The 22231-nt window shown below is 57.0% G+C and carries 25 protein-coding genes and 1 pseudogene; 19 read left to right on the forward strand and 7 right to left on the reverse strand.

Annotation, left to right across the window (positions count from 1 at the left end):
* Positions 1–6: 6 nt before the first annotated feature.
* Positions 7–1527 (forward strand): MFS transporter, encoded by a 1521-nt coding sequence (locus ACX3YD_RS30790; RefSeq protein ID WP_019689198.1) that lies wholly within the window; start codon positions 7–9, stop codon positions 1525–1527.
* A gap of 25 nt (positions 1528–1552) precedes the next feature.
* On the opposite strand, the gene ACX3YD_RS30795 is transcribed toward ACX3YD_RS30790, so the two are convergent.
* Positions 1553–2455, reverse strand: coding sequence for a LysR family transcriptional regulator (locus ACX3YD_RS30795; RefSeq protein ID WP_458961896.1), 903 nt, complete (start codon positions 2453–2455; stop codon positions 1553–1555).
* Between the two features lie 166 nt (positions 2456–2621).
* Here ACX3YD_RS30795 and ACX3YD_RS30800 point away from each other — a divergent pair, with 166 nt between their 5' ends.
* The 4 genes and pseudogenes from ACX3YD_RS30800 to ACX3YD_RS30815 form a co-directional block, all read left to right on the forward strand.
* Positions 2622–2819 carry a tautomerase family protein gene (locus tag ACX3YD_RS30800; protein ID WP_458961897.1) on the forward strand — a complete coding sequence of 66 codons (198 nt, stop codon included), beginning with the start codon at positions 2622–2624 and terminating at the stop codon, positions 2817–2819.
* A gap of 86 nt (positions 2820–2905) precedes the next feature.
* Positions 2906–3259 (forward strand): putative quinol monooxygenase, encoded by a 354-nt coding sequence (locus ACX3YD_RS30805; protein WP_168187357.1) that lies wholly within the window; start codon positions 2906–2908, stop codon positions 3257–3259.
* 70 nt (positions 3260–3329) lie between these two features.
* Complete coding sequence (locus ACX3YD_RS30810; RefSeq protein WP_323625828.1) at positions 3330–3944, forward strand: nitroreductase family protein; 615 nt, start codon at positions 3330–3332, stop codon at positions 3942–3944.
* A 362-nt stretch (positions 3945–4306) separates the two neighbouring features.
* Positions 4307–4515, forward strand: a pseudogene (locus tag ACX3YD_RS30815) (arsenical resistance protein ArsH); the annotation flags it as partial.
* A 9-nt stretch (positions 4516–4524) separates the two neighbouring features.
* On the opposite strand, the gene ACX3YD_RS30820 reads toward ACX3YD_RS30815, so the two are convergent.
* Positions 4525–5916: an MFS transporter gene (locus ACX3YD_RS30820; RefSeq protein ID WP_458961898.1), complete on the reverse strand. Its 1392-nt coding sequence runs from the start codon at positions 5914–5916 to the stop codon at positions 4525–4527.
* Between the two features lie 103 nt (positions 5917–6019).
* Here ACX3YD_RS30820 and ACX3YD_RS30825 point away from each other — a divergent pair, with 103 nt between their 5' ends.
* Complete coding sequence (locus ACX3YD_RS30825) at positions 6020–6892, forward strand: LysR family transcriptional regulator (protein WP_458961899.1); 873 nt, start codon at positions 6020–6022, stop codon at positions 6890–6892.
* A gap of 86 nt (positions 6893–6978) precedes the next feature.
* Here the strand turns inward: ACX3YD_RS30825 and ACX3YD_RS30830 are convergent, their stop codons facing one another.
* Both ACX3YD_RS30830 and ACX3YD_RS30835 read right to left on the reverse strand, forming a co-directional pair.
* Entirely contained in the window at positions 6979–7773 is a 795-nt protein-coding gene (locus tag ACX3YD_RS30830; RefSeq protein WP_458961900.1) for an SDR family NAD(P)-dependent oxidoreductase, read from the reverse strand.
* A gap of 139 nt (positions 7774–7912) precedes the next feature.
* Entirely contained in the window at positions 7913–8821 is a 909-nt protein-coding gene (locus tag ACX3YD_RS30835; protein ID WP_458961901.1) for a LysR substrate-binding domain-containing protein, read from the reverse strand.
* A 203-nt stretch (positions 8822–9024) separates the two neighbouring features.
* Between ACX3YD_RS30835 and ACX3YD_RS30840 the strand changes: the two genes are divergently transcribed.
* Positions 9025–9942 carry an alpha/beta fold hydrolase gene (locus ACX3YD_RS30840; RefSeq protein WP_458961902.1) on the forward strand — a complete coding sequence of 306 codons (918 nt, stop codon included), beginning with the start codon at positions 9025–9027 and terminating at the stop codon, positions 9940–9942.
* A 19-nt stretch (positions 9943–9961) separates the two neighbouring features.
* On the opposite strand, the gene ACX3YD_RS30845 is transcribed toward ACX3YD_RS30840, so the two are convergent.
* On the reverse strand, positions 9962–10861 hold the full coding sequence (locus ACX3YD_RS30845; protein WP_458961903.1) for a LysR family transcriptional regulator: 900 nt from the start codon (positions 10859–10861) through the stop codon (positions 9962–9964).
* Positions 10862–10970: 109 nt separating this feature from the next.
* On the opposite strand from ACX3YD_RS30845, the gene ACX3YD_RS30850 reads away from it, so the two are divergent.
* The 4 genes from ACX3YD_RS30850 to ACX3YD_RS30865 are packed head-to-tail and all read left to right on the forward strand — an operon-like array spanning position 10971 to position 13535.
* Entirely contained in the window at positions 10971–11600 is a 630-nt protein-coding gene (locus ACX3YD_RS30850; protein WP_458961904.1) for an NADPH-dependent F420 reductase, read from the forward strand.
* Positions 11601–11609: 9 nt separating this feature from the next.
* Entirely contained in the window at positions 11610–12452 is an 843-nt protein-coding gene (locus ACX3YD_RS30855; protein ID WP_458961905.1) for a DODA-type extradiol aromatic ring-opening family dioxygenase, read from the forward strand.
* Positions 12445–13116: an alpha/beta hydrolase gene (locus tag ACX3YD_RS30860; protein WP_458961906.1), complete on the forward strand. Its 672-nt coding sequence runs from the start codon at positions 12445–12447 to the stop codon at positions 13114–13116. Before ACX3YD_RS30855 ends, ACX3YD_RS30860 begins: the two co-directional genes overlap by 8 nt.
* A gap of 17 nt (positions 13117–13133) precedes the next feature.
* Entirely contained in the window at positions 13134–13535 is a 402-nt protein-coding gene (locus tag ACX3YD_RS30865; RefSeq protein WP_458961907.1) for a DoxX family protein, read from the forward strand.
* Positions 13536–13610: 75 nt separating this feature from the next.
* Here ACX3YD_RS30865 and ACX3YD_RS30870 read toward each other — a convergent pair whose 3' ends face one another.
* Positions 13611–14492, reverse strand: a complete 882-nt coding sequence (locus ACX3YD_RS30870) for a LysR family transcriptional regulator (protein ID WP_323625839.1) — start codon at positions 14490–14492, stop codon at positions 13611–13613.
* A 158-nt stretch (positions 14493–14650) separates the two neighbouring features.
* Here ACX3YD_RS30870 and ACX3YD_RS30875 point away from each other — a divergent pair, with 158 nt between their 5' ends.
* The 8 genes from ACX3YD_RS30875 to gfa all read left to right on the forward strand — a co-directional run bounded on the left by ACX3YD_RS30875 (position 14651) and on the right by gfa (position 20965).
* Positions 14651–15667, forward strand: coding sequence for an LLM class oxidoreductase (locus tag ACX3YD_RS30875; RefSeq protein WP_458961908.1), 1017 nt, complete (start codon positions 14651–14653; stop codon positions 15665–15667).
* The gene (locus ACX3YD_RS30880; RefSeq protein WP_458961909.1) at positions 15664–16464 is read left to right on the forward strand and encodes a sugar phosphate isomerase/epimerase family protein; all 801 of its coding nucleotides are present in this window, start codon (positions 15664–15666) and stop codon (positions 16462–16464) included. The genes ACX3YD_RS30875 and ACX3YD_RS30880 overlap by 4 nt, the downstream gene beginning before the upstream one ends.
* A 15-nt stretch (positions 16465–16479) precedes the next feature.
* Positions 16480–17286, forward strand: a complete 807-nt coding sequence (locus ACX3YD_RS30885) for a sugar phosphate isomerase/epimerase family protein (RefSeq protein WP_458961910.1) — start codon at positions 16480–16482, stop codon at positions 17284–17286.
* Positions 17287–17321: 35 nt separating this feature from the next.
* Positions 17322–18305: an LLM class flavin-dependent oxidoreductase gene (locus tag ACX3YD_RS30890; protein WP_458961911.1), complete on the forward strand. Its 984-nt coding sequence runs from the start codon at positions 17322–17324 to the stop codon at positions 18303–18305.
* A 26-nt stretch (positions 18306–18331) separates the two neighbouring features.
* Positions 18332–18682: an ArsR/SmtB family transcription factor gene (locus ACX3YD_RS30895; protein WP_458961912.1), complete on the forward strand. Its 351-nt coding sequence runs from the start codon at positions 18332–18334 to the stop codon at positions 18680–18682.
* A 185-nt stretch (positions 18683–18867) separates the two neighbouring features.
* Positions 18868–19143, forward strand: coding sequence for a formaldehyde-responsive transcriptional repressor FrmR (frmR, locus tag ACX3YD_RS30900; RefSeq protein ID WP_103408668.1), 276 nt, complete (start codon positions 18868–18870; stop codon positions 19141–19143).
* Between the two features lie 67 nt (positions 19144–19210).
* Positions 19211–20320, forward strand: a complete 1110-nt coding sequence (locus ACX3YD_RS30905) for an S-(hydroxymethyl)glutathione dehydrogenase/class III alcohol dehydrogenase (RefSeq protein ID WP_458961913.1) — start codon at positions 19211–19213, stop codon at positions 20318–20320.
* A 66-nt stretch (positions 20321–20386) separates the two neighbouring features.
* Positions 20387–20965: an S-(hydroxymethyl)glutathione synthase gene (gene gfa / locus ACX3YD_RS30910; protein ID WP_458961914.1), complete on the forward strand. Its 579-nt coding sequence runs from the start codon at positions 20387–20389 to the stop codon at positions 20963–20965.
* A gap of 117 nt (positions 20966–21082) precedes the next feature.
* Here gfa and ACX3YD_RS30915 read toward each other — a convergent pair whose 3' ends face one another.
* Positions 21083–22207 (reverse strand): glycerol dehydrogenase, encoded by a 1125-nt coding sequence (locus ACX3YD_RS30915; RefSeq protein ID WP_458961915.1) that lies wholly within the window; start codon positions 22205–22207, stop codon positions 21083–21085.
* Positions 22208–22231: the final 24 nt, after the last annotated feature.

The following is a 22231-nucleotide window of genomic DNA, read 5'->3' on the forward strand; positions in this document are numbered from 1 at the left end:
CAGACCATGTACAGAAAGAATGCCGCCTTATTGCTGACTGTGGGACTGTTATGCGCGTTGGAATATTTGCAGGCAGGCATGATTGCATTCGCCTCGGCGCCAATCCGCGGAGAAATCGACGCCAGTCCCGAAGAGTTCACGCTTGTCGCCGCGCTGTATGCGTGCATCGCCGTTGTGGTGATTTCCAAGCAGCGCTGGCTGGTCGAACGGCTGGGCTGGCGTAACTTCATGCTCGGTTCAATCAGCATCTACGTCGTGGGCGCTTTCGTGTGTGGCGTGGGGACTGATCTGAGTACCTTTACAGTCGGCCGGGTCATCATGGCATTGGGTGGAGCGTCGTTCATGACATCCGCACGCTTGATGGTCAATCTGCTCCCGCCCGGCCCTGGACGTTTTGCCGGGGTCAAGGTATTTGCGACCGGTCTGGCGGGCGGTACGGCTTCGGCGCCATTTCTTTCGTCACTTGTGGTGGTTGAAGACACCTGGCACGCCATTTTCGCGATATTGGCCGCAGGCGCAGTGCTAGCCGCTTTTCTGTGCACGCGTTTTTTGCCCAACACCCTCGCACCGGAAGATGAAAGAACGCCCTCCAGCCCGGCCAACATCCTCTTGTTATCGGTCAGCAGTTTTTTCCTGCTTTATGTTCTGCAACGCTCCTACTACGAATTTTACAACGAGTCATTCATTCTCATCGCCTTTGCGCTGCTGGCTGCGCTGGGCATCTACATCTTTTTTCACACCGAACACGGCAAACATGAACCTTTTCTCAAGGTTAAGGACCTGATGCAACACCGCTACATGTTAGGGGTGGCCCTCTTCTGCTTCACCTACATAGTACTGGGCGGCAACAACTACATCTTGCCGTACTTTCTGCAGACCGGACTCGGCTACTCGTGGGACACAATCGGTACCTTTCAGGCTTTCGGCCTGGCGGGAGCGTTGATCACCTGGGGCATCATGTCCGTCGTTATTCCCAAATTCCCTGCGCCAAAGAAGTTCTTTGTGGCCGGGTTCGCAGCGTTGATAGGCTTCGGCTGGTTGTCCTCATCCCTTACGCCGGACGCGAATATGTGGTCAAACATCTTGCCTGCACTGGTGCTTAACGGCTGTTTCGTGATGCTGGTGCTCGCCACGGCGGCCATGCAGACATTCCGCGATGTGACACACCACGACACGCTGTTCGCCCACGCTTATCAGATCAAAAGTATGCTGGCTCAGATCGCCATGGCACTGGGTACAACCGTCGCGACCTTGTTCCTGCAATGGCGTACCACGCTGCAATACAACAACTTGAATACTCACTTCAGCTCTGGCGACTCGCTCTATCTGGAACAGACTCATACGCTGACTCAGGCACTGACACCCTCTGTAGGCGCAGGGCCAGCCAGTCAGATTTCGGTAGCGACAATTGCCCAATCCTTGCACCAACAATCCACCCTGGTCGCGAGCATGGAGTACTTCTGGGCGGTCATCATTGTCGCCAGTGTCGCGCTGGTCATTTCTATCACTCAGAAAACCTTCAAGTGAGGCCTTTTCCGCTTATTGGACTGCATCACTGCAAATGCTCACAGAGCCTGACCAACTCATCCACCACATACCTGACCTTTGGCCGCAGGTGAGACACCTTCGGCCACACTGCATGGACATCGACAGCTTCGGGTTCGTACCCTTGCAGAACCTCCACCAGCCTGCCCGTCTGGATATCCTCCTGGAACAGGCTGCGTGGCATCTGACACAAACCGGCGCCAGCGACCGCCGCGAGAATCATGGCTTCCCCATCACCAATCTGATGGGTTGAAGGTGGCGCGTAACGTACGGTCTGCCCTGCCTGCATGACCCGCCACGACAGCGGCTGGCCGCGTCGATGCCCGACAATGCAACGGTGCTGGCTCAGGTCTTCCAAGGTCTGCGGGACGCCAAAGCGCATCAGATAGTCGGGTGAGGCACAAATGGCCCAGCGTTGTCGGGTCAGGCGCCGCGCTACCAGACCGCTGGTGTCTTGCAGTTCTCCAAAGCGAACCAGTAAATCGATGCCTTCCTCGAAGGGGTCAACCAGATGATCGGAGAACGTCAGGCTCAGTTGCAAAGCCGGGTACTTGTTGGCGATCTCAAACAGCAATGGGGCCACGACCCGACGCCCGAATGCCACAGGAATGTCGACTCGCAGGCGTCCGGAGGGCTCGCCACCACCGGGCCCCAATCCGCTCTCTGCGGCACCGATCTCTTCAAGGGCGGAAGAACACGCAACGAAATACGCCTCACCATCCGCGGTCAGGGAAATGCGCCGCGTTGTGCGATGAAACAATTGTGTGCCCAAGCGTTCTTCCAGGCGCGCAATGGCTTTGCCTACAGCAGATTTTGACACCCCGAGGCGCTCGGCAGCCTGAGTGAAGCTGGTCGAGCGTGCCGCGACGACGAATGTGATGACGCCTTGAAACGAATCGATAGGTACCATGGCAGCTCGATAATTGTAGAGTTCTGATCTACCCAGATTATAGTTTTAGATTATTTATCGCCAGAATATTCAACAGTAAGATGGACTCCAGCAATGCAACGGTGTCGATCGTGATCCTACGTCGCGCACCTTTCTCCCGATCATCAATGATTAGAAGGACAACATCATGCCTGTAGTACGTGTGAGCTGGTTCGAAGGTAAAGAACACGCGCAAAAAGCCGCTGTTGCCGCAGACATCACCGAAAGCATCGTTAAACACACCGGGACCGATGCCAATTACATTTACGTGATTTTCGAAGATGTAGCCGCATCGGATTGGGCCGGCGCCGGCAAGCTTTTCGGGGAAGCACCCCAAAAGTCCTGACGCCCCCGACCTGCACCGTATGCATCGGCTAGACCCGCGATGCTGCCGTGCAGGTATTTGTTAAAAATCTGCTGGAGAAAACCACCATGCATCCGCATATTTCCTGCCTGTTCTCTCTCGCGGTCAAACCCGCGGAATTCGCTGAGTTCAAGGCACTGATCGCCACCATCGTTGCTGCCACCCGTGCTGAGCCGGGCACACTGGTTTACGAATACAGCGTCAATGAAGACAACAGCACCGTTCATATCCTTGAGCGTTATAACGTCGATGCTGTGGTGAGCCACGTAGACACCACGTTTGCGCCCTTCGGCCAGCGATTCCTGGAGCTGTGTTCCATCAAAAGCCTGGTGGTCTACGGCACACCCGACGCTGAAATCCGCAAGCGCCTGGACCCCTTCGGCGCCGTCTACATGACCCCATTTGATGGCTTCAGCCGCTGAATTCAATCAAGGCGCAGGCTCAGGAGCGACAACCGTTCCCTGCGCATCGATATCCCACACAGAGACCGCCATGTCCGTAATCGCCGAAGTTATCAAGTCCCGCATTTCCGCCAACAGCTACGACACTGAACGTTCATTGACGGACGCGCAGATTGCCGAACTGATTGACCTGGCTACCCACGCCCCTTCCGCCTTCAACCTGCAAAATTGGAAGTTTCTGGCCCTGCGCAGCACCGAAGCTAAAGCGCGCTTGTTGCCATTGGCATTCGGCCAGCAAAAGGTCATGGACGCCTCTGTGACATTTATTGTCTGCGGTACCCTGAACCCGCATGCGACCCTCCCTGCTGCATTGAAGCCGACACTTGATGCCGGGATCATTGACCAATCGATCTACGACATGTGGGTGGGTGCGGCTCAAGGCATGTACCAGGAGAATCCTCAGCTGCAGCGCGACGAAGCAATCCGCTCTGGCTCGCTCGCCGCGATGACCCTGATGTTGGCCGCCAAGGGCCAAGGTTTAGTATCGACGCCGATGATCGGGTTCGATCAGGCTGCGGTCGCCAAAGAGTTCGGCCTGTCGGATGAAGATGTGCCCGTGATGTTAATCACCGTTGGCTACCCTGGCTTGGCCAACTGGCCACAGAAACCGCGTAAAGCCGTGAACGACATTTTGCAGTTTGTTTAAGCTGCGGGCCCGTATGTCAGGTTAGTCCGGGCATGCGGGTAGATTGCTAACTTTTTGGCAACAAGACTGCCGCAGATTTGCTCCTGTAACTCCCCTCCATCGACCGCAATACCCTTTCCACTTCCCCCTCTCCTTCTGGGCACGCTCAAGCTTTTGGCGAGGTCGCCCGCCGTTGCGCAGGGTGTTGTTCGTCAAATCGGCGCCCGAATCTGTATCAGCAGTGAGCTGGGTAATGTTCCCAGTGCTGAGTGAACGCACGGCCAAACTTAATCGCATCGGTTCGCTTTGATAGGTAATTGAGGTGGTGCCTGTTGGGCGCACCCGAAGGGATTTTATCCAAGACACATTACCGAATGTACACGCCGGAAGATGCACCCGACACTCACCCCAAAGTTGCGGTCCTGCGGGAGCTGATGCAATAGCCGGAAGGCACGTGTGGTGCTCTGCGCCACGGTTCGATGAGCGTATTGTTCAAGGCTCGGATGGACTGGGTGCCGCAGGCAATCGGTGCTGTGCGGCCGGCCCAGGGTAAGAACTTGCGGTCATCCAGGTCTGCCGAAGTAGAGAATCTGCTAAAGATTTATTCAAGCGTATCAGCGTTGACGGGCACTCGGGACGCTCGGCCGACCCCAAAATTCACCGCTATGCAGGCTAACAAAACTATCGCTGAGACAATCATTGCAGTCGATAACCCTCGGGAAAAAGCAGCAGGTTCGGTGCTGGTGATCATGGCCCCGAACACTGCCACACCGATCACGCCGCCCAACTGTCTGGCAGATGCCATCAGTCCGGACGCCATGCCGGCGTCATGCGAAGAAACCGACGACAGCATCGAGTTCGTAATCGAAGGTACAGACGATGCACTCCCAATCCCCACGACCATCAGGGCAATATTCAGGTACCAAAGCGATGTCTCAGGGGTGACGCGCGCTAACGCCACAAAGCCGGCTGCCTGAATCAGGAAACCTATAGTAATGATGCGCTGTGCGCTGACGCGCCTGGCGATCCGAGACGAGATCATCGTGGAAATAGTTAGCACTGCCGTGAGCGGTATGAACGCCAGCCCAGTTCTAAAAGCGTCGTAATGCAGGAACGACTGGAAGTAGATGCTGAATATGAACACGGTGCCGTAGAAAGTGAAATTGATGGTGGCACCTGCCAATGCAGTGGTTGCCAGAGTTCTGTTTCGGGCCAGTCGACTTGGCAGCATAGGGGCCTTTACGCGTCGCTCAATCAAGACGAATGCAAATGCGCAAAGTACGGCGATTGCCAGGGTCGATAGCGTTTCAATGCCCCAGCCTTGGGAACTTGATTCAGTCAGGGCGTAAGTCAGTGACGCCAGGCAAAGACCGATACTGACTTGCCCCGGAAAATCCACTTTCTTATCGAACTTTGGAGAAGGTGGTGCATACCGAAAGATTAATCCGATGGCAATTAGGCCGATTGGGACGTTGAGTAAAAAAACACTGCGCCAGCCGAGCGACTCGATCAGCAGACCTCCTATGACCGGCCCCGCAGCCAAGGCGATACCTCCACAAGCACCCCACGCTGCCACGGCTGATCGCCTTTTGGCAGGATCCTCGAATGCCAGCCGTATCAATGTCAGGGAGGTAGGCACTAAGAAGGCTGCTCCCACGCCTTGGACGATACGCATCCCTATAAGCATGCTCATGCTATTGGATATGCCGCAACCTATGGAGGCAATGGTGAATATTACAAACCCCGAGGCGAACATTTCTCTGGCACCGAATTTGTCACCCCACGCGCCTCCCATGATCAGCAGCGCCGAGAATGCAAGTGCATAACTGTTGATGACCCATTGCAGGCCGGTCAGGTCCGTATCGAATGCGGCTTTTAACGCACCTAGACCGACGTTGACGACACTGACGTCGAGTTGGACGACAAGAAAACCAAGGCAAGCTGCGATATGGATTGCTGACAGGGATGTAGTTTTGGGTGTGTTGGCGGACATGAGATGGGGTCGCGGTGTTATTTCAAGAGCTAAACGGTAGCGCTTGACAAGCAATGCGTAAATATTAATATCCGCACACATTCAATGCAAAAACGCATGGCACATGGACTGGGAAGATCTGCGATTTTTTTTGGCGATTGCAACTGCAGGCAGCCTGTCGGGCGCTGCACGTAATCTTAATGTTAATCAAGCCACAGTCAGCCGGCGGCTCGCCGCATTGGAAGCCCAACTCAGTGTACGCTTGGTAGATCGACTCCCGCGTGAATCGCGCCTGACTGAAATAGGTCAGCTGATAATGCAGGATGTTTTGGATATTGAAGCAAAGGCCTTCGCCGTTGAGCGCAAGTGCTTGTCTTCTAGGTCGACTGTGCGGGCGAAGGTGTCTATCACTGCCCCTCCCATCCTGGCCAGGCATTTCCTGACACCCAATCTGGCTGAGCTGGCCAGAATGTCTCCGCTGGTGCAGCTTTCTATTCTCAGCGAGCCCCACTTCGCATCCTTGTCACGGCTTGAAGCAGACTTGGCATTGCGTCTTTCGCCGCCTATCGAAGATACCGACATCACTCGAAAGGTGGGTCTGATGCAGTTTGCGCTCTACGCGAAGGTTGGCTACGCGGATGCGCTGAATGAGGAAAAATGGGAATTCATCGGTTATACCGATCGGCAAGGTGACTTTGCCCACAAGCGCTGGCTATACGAATTAATCGGTCCGAGGCGGGTTGCCTGCGAGGTCACAGATTTAAGCCACCAATATGAGGCAGCCTGCACCGGGATCGGCGTTGCAGGATTACCGTGCTTTATCGGGGACAGTGACGATCGTTTGGTAAGGCTGGACAGCCTCCGTGAAATGCTCAACCTCGACATTTGGGTCGCCATGCACCCCGACCGCCGTAATGACAAGGTGGTACGCCAGACCACAGAGGCGATTTTGCAGTTACTGGAGCCCCTTGGCTTGGGCTTGCCCTCGAAAGGTTGAGCCTCGGCGGTCCCGGCTGAGGCTCGATCAGAGGGTGGTCTTCGTCGTGGTGAATCCATAGGTGTCACGCCAGCGTTTAACGCCTGTCAGACAATGTCGTCTACCACGCCACCGTCGACTCTCAACGAAGCGCCAGTGGTAGCCGATGCCTGCGTCGAGCAGACATAAACAATCATGTTAGCCACTTCATCTACGCTAGCCGCGCGCTGAATGATCGAGCTTGGACGATGCTGCATGACAAACTCGGCGACCAGCGACTCTAGGGATTTGCCGGTGCGTTCGACTTCGCCCTTCATCATGTCCGCGACGCCATCAGACAGCGTAGGCCCAGGCAGAACGCTATTGACGGTCACACCACTGCCCGCAACCCTTTTAGCCAAACCACGGGCCAGTGCCAATTGGGCCGTCTTGGAAACGCCGTAGTGAATCATGTCCGCCGGAATGTTTCGTGCAGACTCAGACGCAACGAACACTACCCGCCCCCATCCGCGGTCAACCATGGCTGGCAGCAGCGCACGGCTTAAGCGAACGCCCGACATCACGTTGGTATGCCAGTAGTTGCCCCACACGTCATCACCGGCTTCGAAGAAATCCAGCGGCTCATAAATGCCGGCGTTGTTTACCAAAATGTCGATATCACTGACACCAGCCAACAAGGCCGCAACGCCTGGCGCGGTACTCAGGTCTGCAGCCACACCACTGACACTGGCACCGGGCACTTCAGCCAGCAGACGGGTAACAGCTGCGTTCACAGAAGCTTCACTGCGACCATTGACGACGACGGCGGCGCCTGTCTCGGCAAGCCCCTTGGCCACCGCAAAACCAATGCCACCGGTCGAGGCGGTAACCAGTGCGCGTTTCGTCTTCAGTTGGATATTCATCATTTCTCCTTCAAGAATGTACGGGCCGGTATGCCCGCCATCAGTTCCTACCGTTACGTAGAAAACAAAGTGGCCACTTTATGTGTTAGCCGCTCTTGGAAAAATGTCGATTCAGGTTGGTCATCTACAACAGCCTGTTTCAAAAGAGCTCAGTCTCAACGAAATCAGCACCGAATGTCTGCGTGGCGAAGTCGAGAAAACTGCGCAATTTCGGCGTGAGCCGGCGGTCGGGCGCGTAGAGCACGTGCAGGGGGCGACTGGGTGGCGGGTAATCTGGCAGCAGCGTGACTAGCTCCCCGGCGAGCAGTGATTTGCGTACCAGTTCCACCGGTTGAAGCAGTATCCCCAACCCGGCCAACGCGGCGCACAGCAGCGGTTCGCCGTGATCGGCCATCAATCGACTGCCTACTGGAACAACGACTTTTCCTTCAGGCCCATCGAATGTCCAGTGCGTGCGCAGCTCGGTGTGGGAAAACCCCAGGCACTCATGACTCTGCAGGTCCCACGGAGTTTCAATCGCAGGCTTGCCTTCGAGGTAAGACGGCGCAGCGCACAACACTAGCCTGTAGGGCGCCAGTGCCTTGGCGACCAAACCACTGTCGGCCAGCACACCGACTCTGAAAACCACATCAAAGCCCTCATCGATAAGATCAACAGCACTATTGGCCAAGCTAAGCTCGACGCTCACCTGCGGGTTGGCCTCCATAAACGCCGGCAGGCATGGTGCAAGGGACTGCATGCCGAAGCTGACGGGCGCATTGATGCGTAGCCGTCCGCTTGGGGCAGTCTGGGTATGGGCTGCCAGGTTTTCGGCGGTTTCAACTTCGGCCAGGATGAATTTGGAACGCTCGTAAAACTCGCGCCCGAAGTCGGTGAGGCTTTGTCTGCGCGTGGTGCGATTGAGTAAGCGCACGCTGAGGTGCTGCTCCAGGTGATGCACATGCTTGCCGATCAATTGCGCCGACATCTGCAATGCATCACCAGCAGCACTGAAAGACCCCATTTCCACGGCTTTGACAAATGCGGCCATACTGCTCAAACGATCCATTACCAATGATCCGTTTCGAATGTTCAGGCATTTTGAGTATTTATCCTCTAACTGTCCAAGGGCTATCTTGGCTTGGAAGCGAATTGACGTAATGGGGGGCGGCCAACTGACAGCCGGCGCCGGAAATCGTCGCTTGAACGTTATTTAAAACGACACAGGATTGGACCGTGGAATACCCTCTGATCAATCAATCACTCCCGACTATGCTCGGCGAAGACTTTTACTTTCCCCACGAAATCATCGGCCAGGCATTCCGCGCCTCGGATTTTCCCGACCTTAAAGTCAGCAGCTTCACCACCAGTGACCGTGTAAACCTGGCTTACTGGGAAGCGGGTGCAGGCCAGCCATTGATTTTTATCCCAGGCTGGTCTGCCAACGGTGCGATGTATTTCCACCTCATGCACATTCTCAGCAATCACTATCATGTCTACGTGTTGGATGTTCGCAACCAAGGATTTTCCGAGAAAACGGCGTCGGGCAATCGCATTTCCCGTTATGCCATGGACGTAAAAGAGTTTGCCGAACATCTGGGCGTGCCCGACGCGCATTACTGCGGGTGGTCGATGGGTGCCTCGGTCATGTGGGCTTACATCGATCTGTTCGGTACACAAGGTATTCGAACCTTGAGCATCATCGACCAGGCACCTTCGATATATTGTCACGCTGATTGGACGGAAAAACAGCGGCTGGAAGCGGGCGCGTTCACCACCTCGCCGGAACGCATGATCGATTCCTACGTGAATATGACACCGACTAATCAATTGATTTCAAAAAGTCGGGTTGTCGAGCGCGCGGTGGCGCTCGACTCACCCTACTTTCACAACGTAATCAGCCTGGTCCAGGCGGCCATAATGGATGACATGGCGTTTACCGGGTTGGTGCTTTTCGACCACGTCACTAACGACTGGCGAGATGTCATCCAAACCAAGATCGACGTGCCCACCGCGATTTTTACCGGTGAATACAGTGACTGGCTGGACAGTCAAAAGTGGATGAATTCAGTGATCAGTGACTCGGTACTGTATGTGTACGACAAGGCCGAACAGGGCGATCACTTTCTGGCATTCAAGAATCCGCAAAAATTCGCCGCTGACCTGCACAGCTTTTTGCAGCGCTCCTGATGCGTGCCGCTTAAACCCTTCAGCGCTCCCACTTGGGATGGGCGAAACGTTCAGTCAGAAAGCTGGTCAGCGCTCGCACCTTGCTCGCCAGGTGTTTGCGCGTGGGATAAACCACGTAAATGCCCAACTCGATGGAGCGGTATTCAGGCAGGATTTCCACTAGCGCTCCGCTGCGTAAATCCTCACCGACCATAAAGCTTGGTTGCAGGGCAATGCCACCACCCGCAAGGGCGATACTGCGGCACGTATCACCATTGTTGCAGCGCACACTCGAGCGGGTGCGCACGCTGACGCGACCGTCGGGCCCGTCGAACGGCCATTCATTGCCCGTCGCAAAGTTGGTATAGGCAATGACCCCATGTTCAGCCAGGTCCGCCAACGTGCGTAGCGGGGGATGACTCGCCAAATATTCGGGGGAAGCACACAGGCACATACGTGTGCCAGCCAGCCGCCGCCCCACCAGGGACGAATTCTCCATGCGCGCAATACGTATCGCCGCGTCGAAGCCCTCATCCACCAGGTCCACCAAACGGTCATTCAGGCTGATATCCAACTCGACGTTCGGGTGGGCACTCATGAACGCCCCCCACAGCGGCGCAAGGTGCAGAACGCCGAAACTGACTGGCGCATTCACCCGTAAAACCCCGCTAGGTTCCGGCGCTGCGGACGATACCGCCTCCTCTGCCTGATCCATCAGGGTAAGCACCTCTCGTGCCTGATGGTAGAACTGCCGACCCTCCTCGGTCAGCGAAAGCTTGCGTGTGGTGCGATGCAGCAACCGTGCGCCCAATCGTTCCTCAAGGGCACTCACATACCGCGAGATAGCGGCCTTAGACATTTCGAGCGGTTCGGCCGCGCCTACAAAAGTCCCTTTATCGACCACTGTGCAGAACACCTGCATTTCCAACGCTCTGTCCATAACTGTCTCACTTACTGGGACTATGCATCACATTCGGCCTTATTTATCTCAGATTTACAACCTATAAACTGAGCCCATCGAAACACAAACCAACGCAAAAGAGGTCGATATGAAAATTACAGTAGTGGGGACCGGCAACATGGGTTCAGCGTTCGCCAAGCAGTTGTCTGGCGCCGGTCACGTTGTCCGTATTACGGGCCGTGATATCCAGAAGGCAGAAGCGCTGGCAGCCCGGTTCGAACAGGTAACCGCCTTTACAGCCGACCAGGCGCTGGGCGACAGCGATGTGGTAGTGCTTGCCACTGCCTACGCAGATGCTGTCTCAGCGCTGCAGAGCCTGGGCGATCTGACCGGCAAGGTCATCATCGATATCACCAACCCGCTCAGCGCCGATTACATGTCGCTGACCATCGGCCACGTCACCAGCGCCAGCGAAGAAATCGCCAAGGCAGTCCCACAGGCCCAGGTCGTCAAAGCCTTCAACACTCTGTTTGCTCAAGTGCTGGGCGATGGACCGACTTTCGCCAATGACCAGCGTGGGAGCGTATTCGTGGCCAGTGACAGTGAACGCGCCAAGCAGACAGCAACCGCCCTGGCTCGCAGCCTGGGTTGGAACACCGTCGATACCGGCGCACTGATCAACGCTCGCTACCTGGAGCCGCTGGCAGGCCTGAACATCTACCTCGGCTACGGCGCCGGCCTTGGCACTTCCATCGCCCCTGTCTGGCTTAACAAGTAGCATTCCACCATGAACACCCCGTTCCCCCTGCTGTTTGTGTCTCATGGTGCTCCAATGTTCGCCATCGAGCCTGGCTTGGCGGGTCCCCGCCTGGCTCAGGTCGGTCGCGAGCTGCCGCGACCTGACGCCATCGTCGTACTCTCTCCGCATTGGATGACACGAGGCGAAGTCCTTGTCACGGCGAGCACCGCGCCTGCGACCATCCATGATTTTGGAGGGTTTCCCGACGCACTGTATCAACTGAGCTATCCAGCACCGGGGGCGCCCGCCCTGGCTGGTCATATCGTAGACCTGTTGCAGGCAGCCGGCTGGCAGTCGCGGCTGGACGCTCAACGCGGCCTGGACCATGGCGCCTGGGTACCGTTGTTGTACCTGGCACCCGAGGCGGATATCCCGGTGGTCCAGGTCTCCATGCCGGCCAGTCTTGACACCCATCAGGCCTGGAAGCTGGGCGATGCGCTCAAGCCGCTGCGAGACATGAATGTACTGATCGTCGCGTCAGGCAGCCTGACCCACAACTTGTATGAGTTCCGTGGAACCACCCGCGAGAGCGCTCCCTATGTCGATGCGTTCGCCGCGTGGACAGCTCAAACCCTGCAAGACGGTAACACCGGGCAATTACTGGACTTCAAACAGTATGCGCCGTCGGCTGAGCGGGCTCACCCCACCGATGAACACTTTCTACCCTTGCTGATCGCCCTGGGCGCAGCCGGGGAAGGCTACGAGACGCAGGTATTGGAAGGCGGCGTGACCTACGGCGTGCTGGCAATGGACAGCTACTTGTTCTCCTCGGCCCCGTCCAATGGCGGCGAACCTTTTCAACAAACTCAAGGCAGTATCGACCATGCGTGACACTACATTTTCCGACGCAGCCCGCGAACCACAAACAGGTCTGTTTTTCCGCAAAGGCTGCAGCACCTTCACGCCTAAAGGTCGCCTGATCCTGCTGCATGGTGTGGGCTCGAACGAGGGCAATCTTGCTGCCTTGGCCGAATCGCTTCCCGAAGAGTTGGAAGTCATTCTGGTTCGCGCACCCTTGCAGGTCGGCCCGCAAGGCTTTGCCTGGTACCAGGTGAGCTTCACCAGCAACGGTCCGTCCTTCAACCAGGAACAGGCGGAATCCAGCCGCCAGCTTTTGCAGCGCTTTATCGAAGCGCTGCCCGCCCTGCCAACCGTGATCGCAGGCTTCAGCCAGGGCGGCATCATGAGTGCGAGCCTGGGCGTCACCGAGCCGGAACTGGTGGCTGGCTTTGCAATATTGAGCGGCCGCATGCTGCGCGAGGTTGCCCCAAGGATTGCTTCAGCCGAGCGCCTCAAGTCGGTCACGGCCTTCATTGCCCACGGTCACCAGGACTCCGTCCTGCCGGTGGACTGGGCGAACGAGGCAGATGCCTGGCTGGATCGCATCGGCGTCAAGCACGAAACCCATTTCTACAACATGGCCCACGAGATTATCGGTGAAGAACTGGCCGACTTTTCTCAATGGCTGCGCCACACGCTGTCCCTTCCCAACTAAATAAAAGGAGCTACACCATGATTGATTCTCGCACTGCACCCTACGCTGCACTCGTAATGCGCCTGGCGCTGGGCATCATGTTCATCGCCCACGGCTTGACCAAAGTGCTGGTATTCACCCCGGCGGGCACCGCAGGCTTTTTCGAGTCCATCGGTTTTCCAGGCTTCCTGGCCTATCCGGTCATGGCTTTCGAAGTGATCGGCGGCTTGATGCTGGTATTAGGTGTCTATGCACGCTGGGTAGCAGCACTGGCAGTGGTCCAACTGTTCGTCGCGGCGACCGTACACTTCGGTAACGGCTGGAGCTTCACCAACGCCAATGGCGGCTGGGAATATCCGATCTACCTGAGCATGACCGCACTGGTTGTTGCATTGCTGGGTGATGGCGCCTTTGCAGCCAAGCCATCCAACAATGCTTGATTGAACCCCACGCAACAGCTGCCGGCGCCTTGGGAACCCAGAGCGCCGGCAGCTGCGTTTGGGGCCAACACGGGCTCACGTCAGACGTGACGCCATGAAGCTGACAAACGCTTTGATCTTGGGCAGCGGCTGTCGGCTGGACGGCCACAGGATGCTGAACGTGCGGTGATCACTGATATACCGGTCCAACACCGGCACCAAGCGCCCTGTCGCGATGGCATCCTCGATAAAAAAGTCGGGCAGGCAGGCGATACCCTGCCCCGCCTCCGCCATTGCCAGCAAGGCTTCAATCGCGTTGGACGTCGCCGATTGCCCCAGCTCCAGCGTGTCTTGCCCTTTCTTTGTCACCAGCGGCCAGGGATCAAGCTTACCGCTGGTGGGATAGCGGTATCGCAGGCAAGCATGGTTCGAAAGGTCCGTCGGCCGCGAAGGGACACCGCGACGCGAGAGGTAATCTGGCGATGCGACCAACCGGTGACTGTAGCCATTGAGCTTACGCATCATCAGTCGGGAATCGTCGACTTCGCCGATGCGCATCACCGCATCGAAGCCCTCCTCGATCACATTGACCAAGCGATCACTGAACTCCAGCTCCAATTCCACTTCTGGATACGCTTGCTGAAACGCAATCAGATGAGGCATCAACCGCATGCCGAGCTGTGGCAAACCGAGGCGTAACTTGCCCTGGGGGTTGCCTGCAGCCTGCGTAAGCTCGCGTTTGGCGACTTCATATTCGGCAAAAATCCGCTGGCAACGCTCCAGAAAAAGACTGCCCTCGGCCGTCAAGGTAATCGCCCGCGTGGAGCGATGAAATAGCCGCACGCCCAACTCTTCCTCAAGCCGCGCGACGGCCTTGCCAACGGCCGAGGAAGACACCCCGATCCTGCGCCCGGCCTCAGTGAAGCTGCGGGTCTGCGCCGCCTGAACGAATGCGCTGAGCGCGCCAAAATGATCCATGAACAGCCTCGCCTATTTGAGCGTTTTTTTCACAAATGATCGGAACTTCATCCTGTTTTTCTTTCAAATCATACCGCTTATAGTCCCCTCCATCGTGACTTTATGCAGTGCTTCTCGCCTTCAACGTCACCGCCATCCGTTACTACGAGCGTACTCCGATGACTTCTCAACCTTGCGCACGCGCAATCGCGCCGGAGCTTCAGCGACACCCTGGCTATGCCCGCGTATTCAAACCGGGACATCTGACCTTCGGTTTCATTGCCCCGCTGGAAAGCTACCCCAACAGCCCAGGCCCCACCCTGCAGGATCACGCGCAGATGGCTCAACGCGTAGACGAAGCCGGATTTTCGGCGATCTGGCTGCGCGATGTACCATTTTATGACCCCAATTTCGGGGACGTCGGCCAGATCCTCGATCCACTGGTCTATGCGGGTTACCTGGCTGCCGTGACCAAGCGAGTTGCGATTGGCACGGCGGGTATTGTCCTGCCGTTGCGCGATCCTCTGATTGTTGCCAAGCAGGCCGCGAGCGTGGACCAACTGCTCGGCGGCCGATTCATACTGGGGCTGGCCACCGGCGACCGGCCGATCGAATACCCGGCTTTCGGGCTGGATTTTGACAACCGTGCCGAACGCTTCCGGGACGCACTGGGCATCATCCGCGCAACCACGCAAAGCCATTGGGCAAAGCATACGTCGCGTTTTTATGGCCAGTTGAATGGCGAAATTGACCTGATCCCCAAACCCGTTGGGGCGCGCTTGCCCACCCTTATCGTCGGCCACGCAGGTCAGTCGCTGGAATGGATCGGTGAAAACACTGACGGGATTCTTTCCTACACCTCCAACCCTGCGTTGATTCCCCAGGTGATCGAGCGCTGGCGCGCCGTCTGTGGCAACGAGGTGCACAAACCCTATGGCTACGGCACGTTGTTTGATCTGGATCGCGATCCGAACCATCCCGTTCAGGCGGGACGTGTGCTGCGCGCCGGGCGTAATGCGCTGATAGAACATTGGAAACGCCAGCAGGATCAGGGGGTGGGTCATGTCGCCCTGCACTTCAAACCTCAACGCCGCCCTGCCGCTGAAGTCATCGATGAGCTGGCTGAATACCTGCTGCCTCATTTTCCGAGCATTGCCCTCCCCGTCGACCCTCAACCCATGCAGGCCGCCCAATGAAACACCCCCTTCACCATATGGATTTCATCTTCCAGACCGCCATGGGCACCTATCCCCTGGCCGCACAGTGCGAAATGCTCGCCGAGCTTGGCTACCAAGGCTTGACGATGTCTGCGTGGAGCCAGGACCTAAAGTCGATTCCTCAAGTCAAACCGACCTGGGGCCTTGACGTGGGCGCGGTCTACTTGATCTACCGCAAGGGCCTCGAACAGTTCGTGACCCAGGTTTTCGAGAGCATTGAGGGTTGCACCACCATTGAACTGGCGCTGCATTCAGGTGATGAAGTCACGAACTTTGACCGCCGCATGCTTGAGCGTCTGTTGCCTATCTGTGAGCGCAGAGGCCTGCGCATCAACCTTTATCCGCACGCACGCTACGGCATGCAAACGACCTCGGAAGCCGTCGCACTGTGCCAGCAGTTCAACCATCCCCTGCTCAATATCGTGTTCAACGGTTATCACTGGTACGCCACTGAAGAGCAAGACTTGGAAGAACGCCTTAATGCGATGTGGCCTTGGCTCCAGCACGTGAATATTGCCGGCACACGACGTTCTCCGTTGGGTTGGGGCGGGCTGGCGACCATCGAAACACTTGATGAGGGTGAGATGGATAATTTCGTCCTGCTGGGTGCCCTGGAACGTCGCGGTTTTACGGGGCGTGTCGGCGTGCTGGGATGGCAAAGTATGGGAGGCGACGTCTACGGCAACCTGCGCCGTTCAGCGACGGCATATCGTTCCATGGAGCAACGCCTGGCCGCACACCCTGAATGGGCCCTATTGACCGAGACGCCACGCTAGGCGAGGAGATAGACCGTGGCCCATCGTGTCCATGCACTCGATTCATTTTTTTACTCTTCAATGGGCGTTTATGCCTTCCAGTCACAGTGCGAAATGCTCGCCGAACTCGGTTATGACGGCCTCACTGTTTCGGCTTGGGGCGGCACGCCGCTGACCGACCTGCGCCTGCTGCCGCGCGTTGGCGAGCAGCACGGCCTGCGTGTCGAGGGCTTGTACCTGGTGCTGCACGAAGGCCGCAATGATCAGCTTATACGGCGCATCATTGAAAGCGTCGAAGGGGTCGAACTCATCGAACTGGCGGTCCAGACCTCGGTCAACGGCAGCCAGGCCATCATGCGGTTCATCGAGTCGCTGCTACCCATCGCAGAACGGCGCGGCTTAAGAATCGCTCTGTATCCCCATCTTCACCACGTCACCCAGACCACGGCTCAAGTGGTGCAGATCTGCGAATACTTCGCTCACCCGCGCCTGGGTGCATCGTTCAACGGCTATCACTGGTACGCCAGTCAGGAAGGCGAACTTCAACAGCGTCTTGAAACGATGCAACCCTGGTTGATGCAGGTTGTACTTTCAGGCAGCGCGCTCAGTGAACTGGGCTGGGGCGGCGTGGCCACGATGGAGCCGGTTGACCGTGGAGAGCTGGACAACTTTGCCGTGGTCGCGGCGCTGAACAGCGTCGGCTACACAGGCAGCATTGGCGTGCTCGGTTGGGACTACGGCGGCGATATTTACCTGAAACTGCAACGCTGCCTGGCAACCCTTCGCGATATTGATCGTCGCCTGGATCGTCATCCGCACTGGTCTGACTTTACATCGCTGTAACGCCCTCTCCACCTGACATGAAAAAGGAGCCTGCAATGACTGCCCTCTCTGTTCTTGACCTCATGATGATTGGCGAAGGTAAAACCTTCACTGACACCCTGGATGACGCTGTCGCACTGGCGCGGCATGTGGAAGCCCATGGTTACAAACGTTACTGGGTCGCCGAGCATCACGACCTTCCGGGCATCGCGTCCTCGGCCACCACACTGCTCGTTCAGCATTTGGCAGCGGCCACCAACACACTGCGGGTGGGCTCCGGCGGCATCATGTTGCCCAACCACTCCCCATTGATGGTGGCCGAGCAGTTCGGCACATTGGCCACCTTGTTCCCTGGCCGCATCGACCTGGGTATCGGTCGAGCACCAGGTTCAGCGGGGGCGGCCATCCGCGCCCTGCGCGGTGACGCTTCAGAGCGTGACTTCACGCAGGACATTCAACACGTGCAGGATTACCTGGCGGACAACGGGCATCAGCCGGTGCGGGCGATTCCCGGCCCCCACCACGCGCCACTCTGGCTCCTGGGCTCGAGCATGAACAGCGCAGACCTTGCCGCCAAGCTCGGGCTGCCCTATGCCTTCGCGTCACATTTCGCACCGCGCTTCTTGATGGATGCGATTACGCACTACCGTACTTCGTTTCGCCCATCTGCGGCGCTCAAGCAGCCCTATGTGATCGCGGGCGTGAATGTCTTTGCTGCCCCCTCACGGGCCGAAGCCGATTACATCGCGAGCTCTCACCGGCAGTGGGTGTGCAACCTGTACACCGGGAAAACAGGCCCGTTACCACGTCCCTCGGAGGGCTTTATGGATACGCTTACAAATAATGATCGGCACACGCTTAATCAGGCGATGCAGTGCACCGCGACTGGTGACCAGGACGACGTCAGCAGTTGGCTGCGCCAGTTCATTACAACGACCCAGGTGGATGAAGTGATCATTGATGCGCGCATTTATGACGCCAAGGCTCGCTGCCGATCCTACCAACTCATCGCCGAATCCTTGGCCGACATGGCGAGTTGATCCAGCCTGGAGCGATGGGACAGCCCATGTGTGAGAAACAGCAAAAATGCCCCTCGCCTGACGTCGATGCCGCTGTGCGCGCGATTGCCCACCCGCTGCGGCGGGAAATCCTAAAGTGGCTAAAGGCACCACTTTTGTATTTCCCCCAGCAGGAGTGGGACGTTGAACGGGGAATCAGTGTCGGCCAGATCACGCAACTTTGCGGCCTGTCCCAATCGACCGTGTCCCAACATTTGGCCGTACTCAGGGAGGCAACCTTGGTTGATGTCTGTCGGACGGGCACCTTTCACTTCTATCGGCGCAACGAGACGGCAGTAGAAGCGCTGGCGATCTCGCTACGAGACCAACTCCAGATTCAGCCTGGTCGCCCCCTCTAGACGCCCGCTCCGTAGCCGCTGCAGCCGGCGCACCGCGAGCCATTAGAAACAGATTGCGATCAGTCCCCAAACAAAATGCCGATGTTTGTTTGCAAGGCGGGCCAATATACTCCCGGTCAGTATATTCAAATGCTCCCCTCAGTACCGGCGTACCATGGCCACCACGCCCATACTGGAGTTGCTCAATGCCACATTCGCCCGCAGAAAAAAAACGTGTATTAGGCAGAGTCAATCGGGTCAGGGGCCAACTGGATGCCCTGCAAGCTGCACTTGAACAAGGCGCTGAATGCGGCCCGGTTCTGCAGCAGATTGCAGCGCTGCGTGGCGCGGTAAACGGCTTGATGGCTGGCGTTCTAGAGAGCCATCTCAGGGAAGAGTTTTCACAGCTAACCGACACGTCGCAGGCACAGCGTGCCTCGATCGATGAGGTGGTTTCACTGGTGCGCACTTACCTCAAGTAAGCACCGAACCTTTCGGGCCCTACGTTTCACCAGCCATACGAGCATTACCACTTGGAGAAATACCTTTATGAAATCACGTGCTGCAGTTGCATTTGAACCGGGCAAGCCACTTCAAATCGTCGAGATCGATGTTGCGCCACCCCGCAAAGGCGAAGTGCTAATCAAAATCACCGATACCGGTGTGTGCCATACCGATGCCTTCACCTTGTCGGGTGATGACCCTGAAGGCCTGTTTCCTGTGGTCCTGGGCCATGAAGGTGCTGGCATCGTTGTGGAAGTGGGCGAAGGCGTCACCAGCCTCAAGCCAGGCGACCACGTTATCCCTCTGTACACTGCCGAATGCGGCGAATGTCTGTTCTGCAAGTCCGGGAAGACCAACCTTTGCGTCGCGGTTCGAGAGACTCAGGGCAAAGGCGTTATGCCCGATGGCACTACGCGCTTTTCCTACAATGGCCAGCCGCTCTATCACTACATGGGTTGCTCGACGTTCAGCGAGTACACCGTGGTGGCAGAAGTCTCTGTCGCGAAGATCAACCCTGACGCCAACCCTGAGCATGTATGCCTGTTGGGCTGCGGTGTAACCACGGGGATCGGAGCAGTGCACAACACCGCCAAGGTACAACCGGGGGACACCGTTGCAGTATTCGGTCTTGGCGGTATTGGTCTTGCCGTTATTCAAGGCGCGCGCCAGGCCAAGGCTGGCCGCATCATTGCCGTGGACACCAACCCGGGCAAGTTTGAACTCGCCAAGTCTTTCGGTGCCACCGAATGCATCAACCCGAAAGATCATGAAAAGCCGATCCAGCAGGTCATCATCGAAGCGACCGGCTGGGGCGTCGACCACTCCTTCGAATGCATTGGTAATGTGAATGTCATGCGCGCTGCGCTGGAAAGTTCGCACCGTGGCTGGGGGCAGTCCATCGTCATCGGTGTCGCTGGCGCGGGCCAGGAGATTTCCACACGTCCCTTCCAGCTTGTTACCGGTCGCACCTGGAAAGGCTCGGCGTTCGGCGGCGTCAAAGGCCGTACGCAACTGCCAAAAATGGTTGAGGACGCCATGAAAGGTGAAATAGAACTGGCGCCTTTTGTCACCCACACCATGCCACTGGAACGCATCAATGAAGCGTTCGACCTGATGCATGAAGGCAAGTCGATCCGCACCGTCATCAAATACTGACGTGAAGCCCAGGGGCGCAAAGCCCCTCGGGTCATTTCGAGTTCCTTACCGATCTGGAGATACACAGTGAGCGATATCAAACTTCATCCGTCACTGGATAACGGCCTATCCGCTACTGCTTCTGACTTTACCGGGGGCACACTGCGATGCCTGTGCGCTGCGGATAAGGTCGAGGTGACAATCGCGGCCCAGACCCTGCATAACCATGCCTGTGGCTGCAGCAAATGCTGGAAACCAGCGGGCGCTACATTTGCCGTCATTGCGGTGGTACCGCGTGACACCGTCAGCGTCACTGCACATGCAGACAAGCTCGCTATTGTGGACAAGAACGCGGCCATTCAGCGCCACGCCTGCACCGCGTGTCATGCGCACATGTACGGGCGCATCGAGAACAAGGACCACGCTTTCTATGGCCTGGACTTCGTTCACACTGAACTGTCGCCACAGGCTGGTTGGTCTGCTCCGGGATTCGCGGCGTTCGTTTCTTCGGTCATAGAAACCGGCACGCCTCCTGAGCAGATGAAGGGCATCCGCACGCGTCTGCGTTCAATCGGACTGGAGACCTACGACTGCCTGTCCCCGGACTTGATGGATGTATTGGCAACCCAAGTCGCCAAGCTCAAAGGCGCAGCGCAGGCCAGGTAATATTGGCACCCTCAGTGCCATGTTCAAAAAAAGGCGCCGCCAATCCGTTTGAACGATTGACGGCGCCAAACCGTTTGAGCGCTACGGACGCCTCAAAACGGGTACTCATTCAAGGGGCTAATGCACAGCCTTTTGTCTCTTGAAGCCATGCAACAATGCGTCAGTCGCCACGATCGCGTCATACACCAGGTCCGGCGTCACCGTGAAAGGCATGTTGTGCATCGTGTCGTTTTTATCGCAGGCCAACTCGGCGACTATTCTCCACTCCGCTTCCTTGAAGTGTTTAAGCCCTAAATCTTCGAGTGTCAGAGGCAAACCGACGGCCATCGCAATGTCCACTACCTCCTCAATCTCAGCCATAGGCGAAGCTTCCATCACGAGCTGGGTGAACAGGCCGAACACGACTTTTTCGCCGTGCTGTGCGCCATGCAGATCATGCACGTTGGTCATTCCGTTATGGATCGCATGCGCAGCGGCGCAACCACCCGACTCGGCCCCGACTGCCGACATGTAAATGGTGGCTTCAATCGTATTCTCCAGGGCGGCGGTAATGGCTTTCTTCTGCACCGCGAATGCCGCCTGGGCCGAATACTTTTTGATGGTCTCGTAGCACGTTTGGGCAATCGCAAACCCGATCAATGTGGGTTTGAGCATCTTGCCGTCATTGCCCAAGATCAGATTGTCGCGTTGCGCGGCAAAGCACGCCCGAGCCTCGAAATACGTGGCCAGACCGTCACCCACGCCTGCTGCAAAAAACCGCGGGGGTTGTTCGGCCAGAATACGTGTGTCGGCTAAAACAACGTCCGGGTTTTTGGATAAAAACAAATAGCGATTAAACGTATCGTCGTCGTTGTAAATCACCGAAATCGCCGTACAGGGAGCATCCGTAGAGGCTAACGTAGGCAGGATCAACACGGGTTTTTCCAGGAAGTGTGCCGCCGCCTTGGCGGTATCCAAGGTTTTTCCACCACCTATTCCGACGACATAATCAGCCCCACGCGCCGCTTCCACGTGCCTGTTAATTTCACTATCGGAACACTGCCCGCCAAACACGGCCAACTCGGCGCGTTGTTCGTTTTTGAACCCCGGCATCGCTTTCTCATGAACCCGGCCGACGATAAATTGATCGCAGATCAAATAGGCATTGGCCCCGAAGGCTTTGCCATGTATCGCTAAATCCACCAGTGCATCGGCCTGGACCAGAAATTTGGCCGGCGATGCAATGCCTTTGGTAATAGTCATCTCACTCCCTCACGTCGCATGCGC

This window comes from Pseudomonas fluorescens group sp. PF-1, assembly GCF_054481335.1.

Coding starts and splice junctions, on each gene's coding strand:
- ACX3YD_RS30790 (WP_019689198.1), top strand. CDS start 7: ATGTACAGAAAGAATGCCGCCTTATTGCTGACTGTGGGACTGTTATGC.
- ACX3YD_RS30795 (WP_458961896.1), bottom strand. CDS start 2,455: ATGGTACCTATCGATTCGTTTCAAGGCGTCATCACATTCGTCGTCGCG.
- ACX3YD_RS30800 (WP_458961897.1), top strand. CDS start 2,622: ATGCCTGTAGTACGTGTGAGCTGGTTCGAAGGTAAAGAACACGCGCAA.
- ACX3YD_RS30805 (WP_168187357.1), top strand. CDS start 2,906: ATGCATCCGCATATTTCCTGCCTGTTCTCTCTCGCGGTCAAACCCGCG.
- ACX3YD_RS30810 (WP_323625828.1), top strand. CDS start 3,330: ATGTCCGTAATCGCCGAAGTTATCAAGTCCCGCATTTCCGCCAACAGC.
- ACX3YD_RS30820 (WP_458961898.1), bottom strand. CDS start 5,916: ATGTCCGCCAACACACCCAAAACTACATCCCTGTCAGCAATCCATATC.
- ACX3YD_RS30825 (WP_458961899.1), top strand. CDS start 6,020: ATGGACTGGGAAGATCTGCGATTTTTTTTGGCGATTGCAACTGCAGGC.
- ACX3YD_RS30830 (WP_458961900.1), bottom strand. CDS start 7,773: ATGAATATCCAACTGAAGACGAAACGCGCACTGGTTACCGCCTCGACC.
- ACX3YD_RS30835 (WP_458961901.1), bottom strand. CDS start 8,821: ATGGATCGTTTGAGCAGTATGGCCGCATTTGTCAAAGCCGTGGAAATG.
- ACX3YD_RS30840 (WP_458961902.1), top strand. CDS start 9,025: ATGCTCGGCGAAGACTTTTACTTTCCCCACGAAATCATCGGCCAGGCA.
- ACX3YD_RS30845 (WP_458961903.1), bottom strand. CDS start 10,861: ATGGACAGAGCGTTGGAAATGCAGGTGTTCTGCACAGTGGTCGATAAA.
- ACX3YD_RS30850 (WP_458961904.1), top strand. CDS start 10,971: ATGAAAATTACAGTAGTGGGGACCGGCAACATGGGTTCAGCGTTCGCC.
- ACX3YD_RS30855 (WP_458961905.1), top strand. CDS start 11,610: ATGAACACCCCGTTCCCCCTGCTGTTTGTGTCTCATGGTGCTCCAATG.
- ACX3YD_RS30860 (WP_458961906.1), top strand. CDS start 12,445: ATGCGTGACACTACATTTTCCGACGCAGCCCGCGAACCACAAACAGGT.
- ACX3YD_RS30865 (WP_458961907.1), top strand. CDS start 13,134: ATGATTGATTCTCGCACTGCACCCTACGCTGCACTCGTAATGCGCCTG.
- ACX3YD_RS30870 (WP_323625839.1), bottom strand. CDS start 14,492: ATGGATCATTTTGGCGCGCTCAGCGCATTCGTTCAGGCGGCGCAGACC.
- ACX3YD_RS30875 (WP_458961908.1), top strand. CDS start 14,651: ATGACTTCTCAACCTTGCGCACGCGCAATCGCGCCGGAGCTTCAGCGA.
- ACX3YD_RS30880 (WP_458961909.1), top strand. CDS start 15,664: ATGAAACACCCCCTTCACCATATGGATTTCATCTTCCAGACCGCCATG.
- ACX3YD_RS30890 (WP_458961911.1), top strand. CDS start 17,322: ATGACTGCCCTCTCTGTTCTTGACCTCATGATGATTGGCGAAGGTAAA.
- ACX3YD_RS30895 (WP_458961912.1), top strand. CDS start 18,332: ATGTGTGAGAAACAGCAAAAATGCCCCTCGCCTGACGTCGATGCCGCT.
- frmR (WP_103408668.1), top strand. CDS start 18,868: ATGCCACATTCGCCCGCAGAAAAAAAACGTGTATTAGGCAGAGTCAAT.
- ACX3YD_RS30905 (WP_458961913.1), top strand. CDS start 19,211: ATGAAATCACGTGCTGCAGTTGCATTTGAACCGGGCAAGCCACTTCAA.
- ACX3YD_RS30915 (WP_458961915.1), bottom strand. CDS start 22,207: ATGACTATTACCAAAGGCATTGCATCGCCGGCCAAATTTCTGGTCCAG.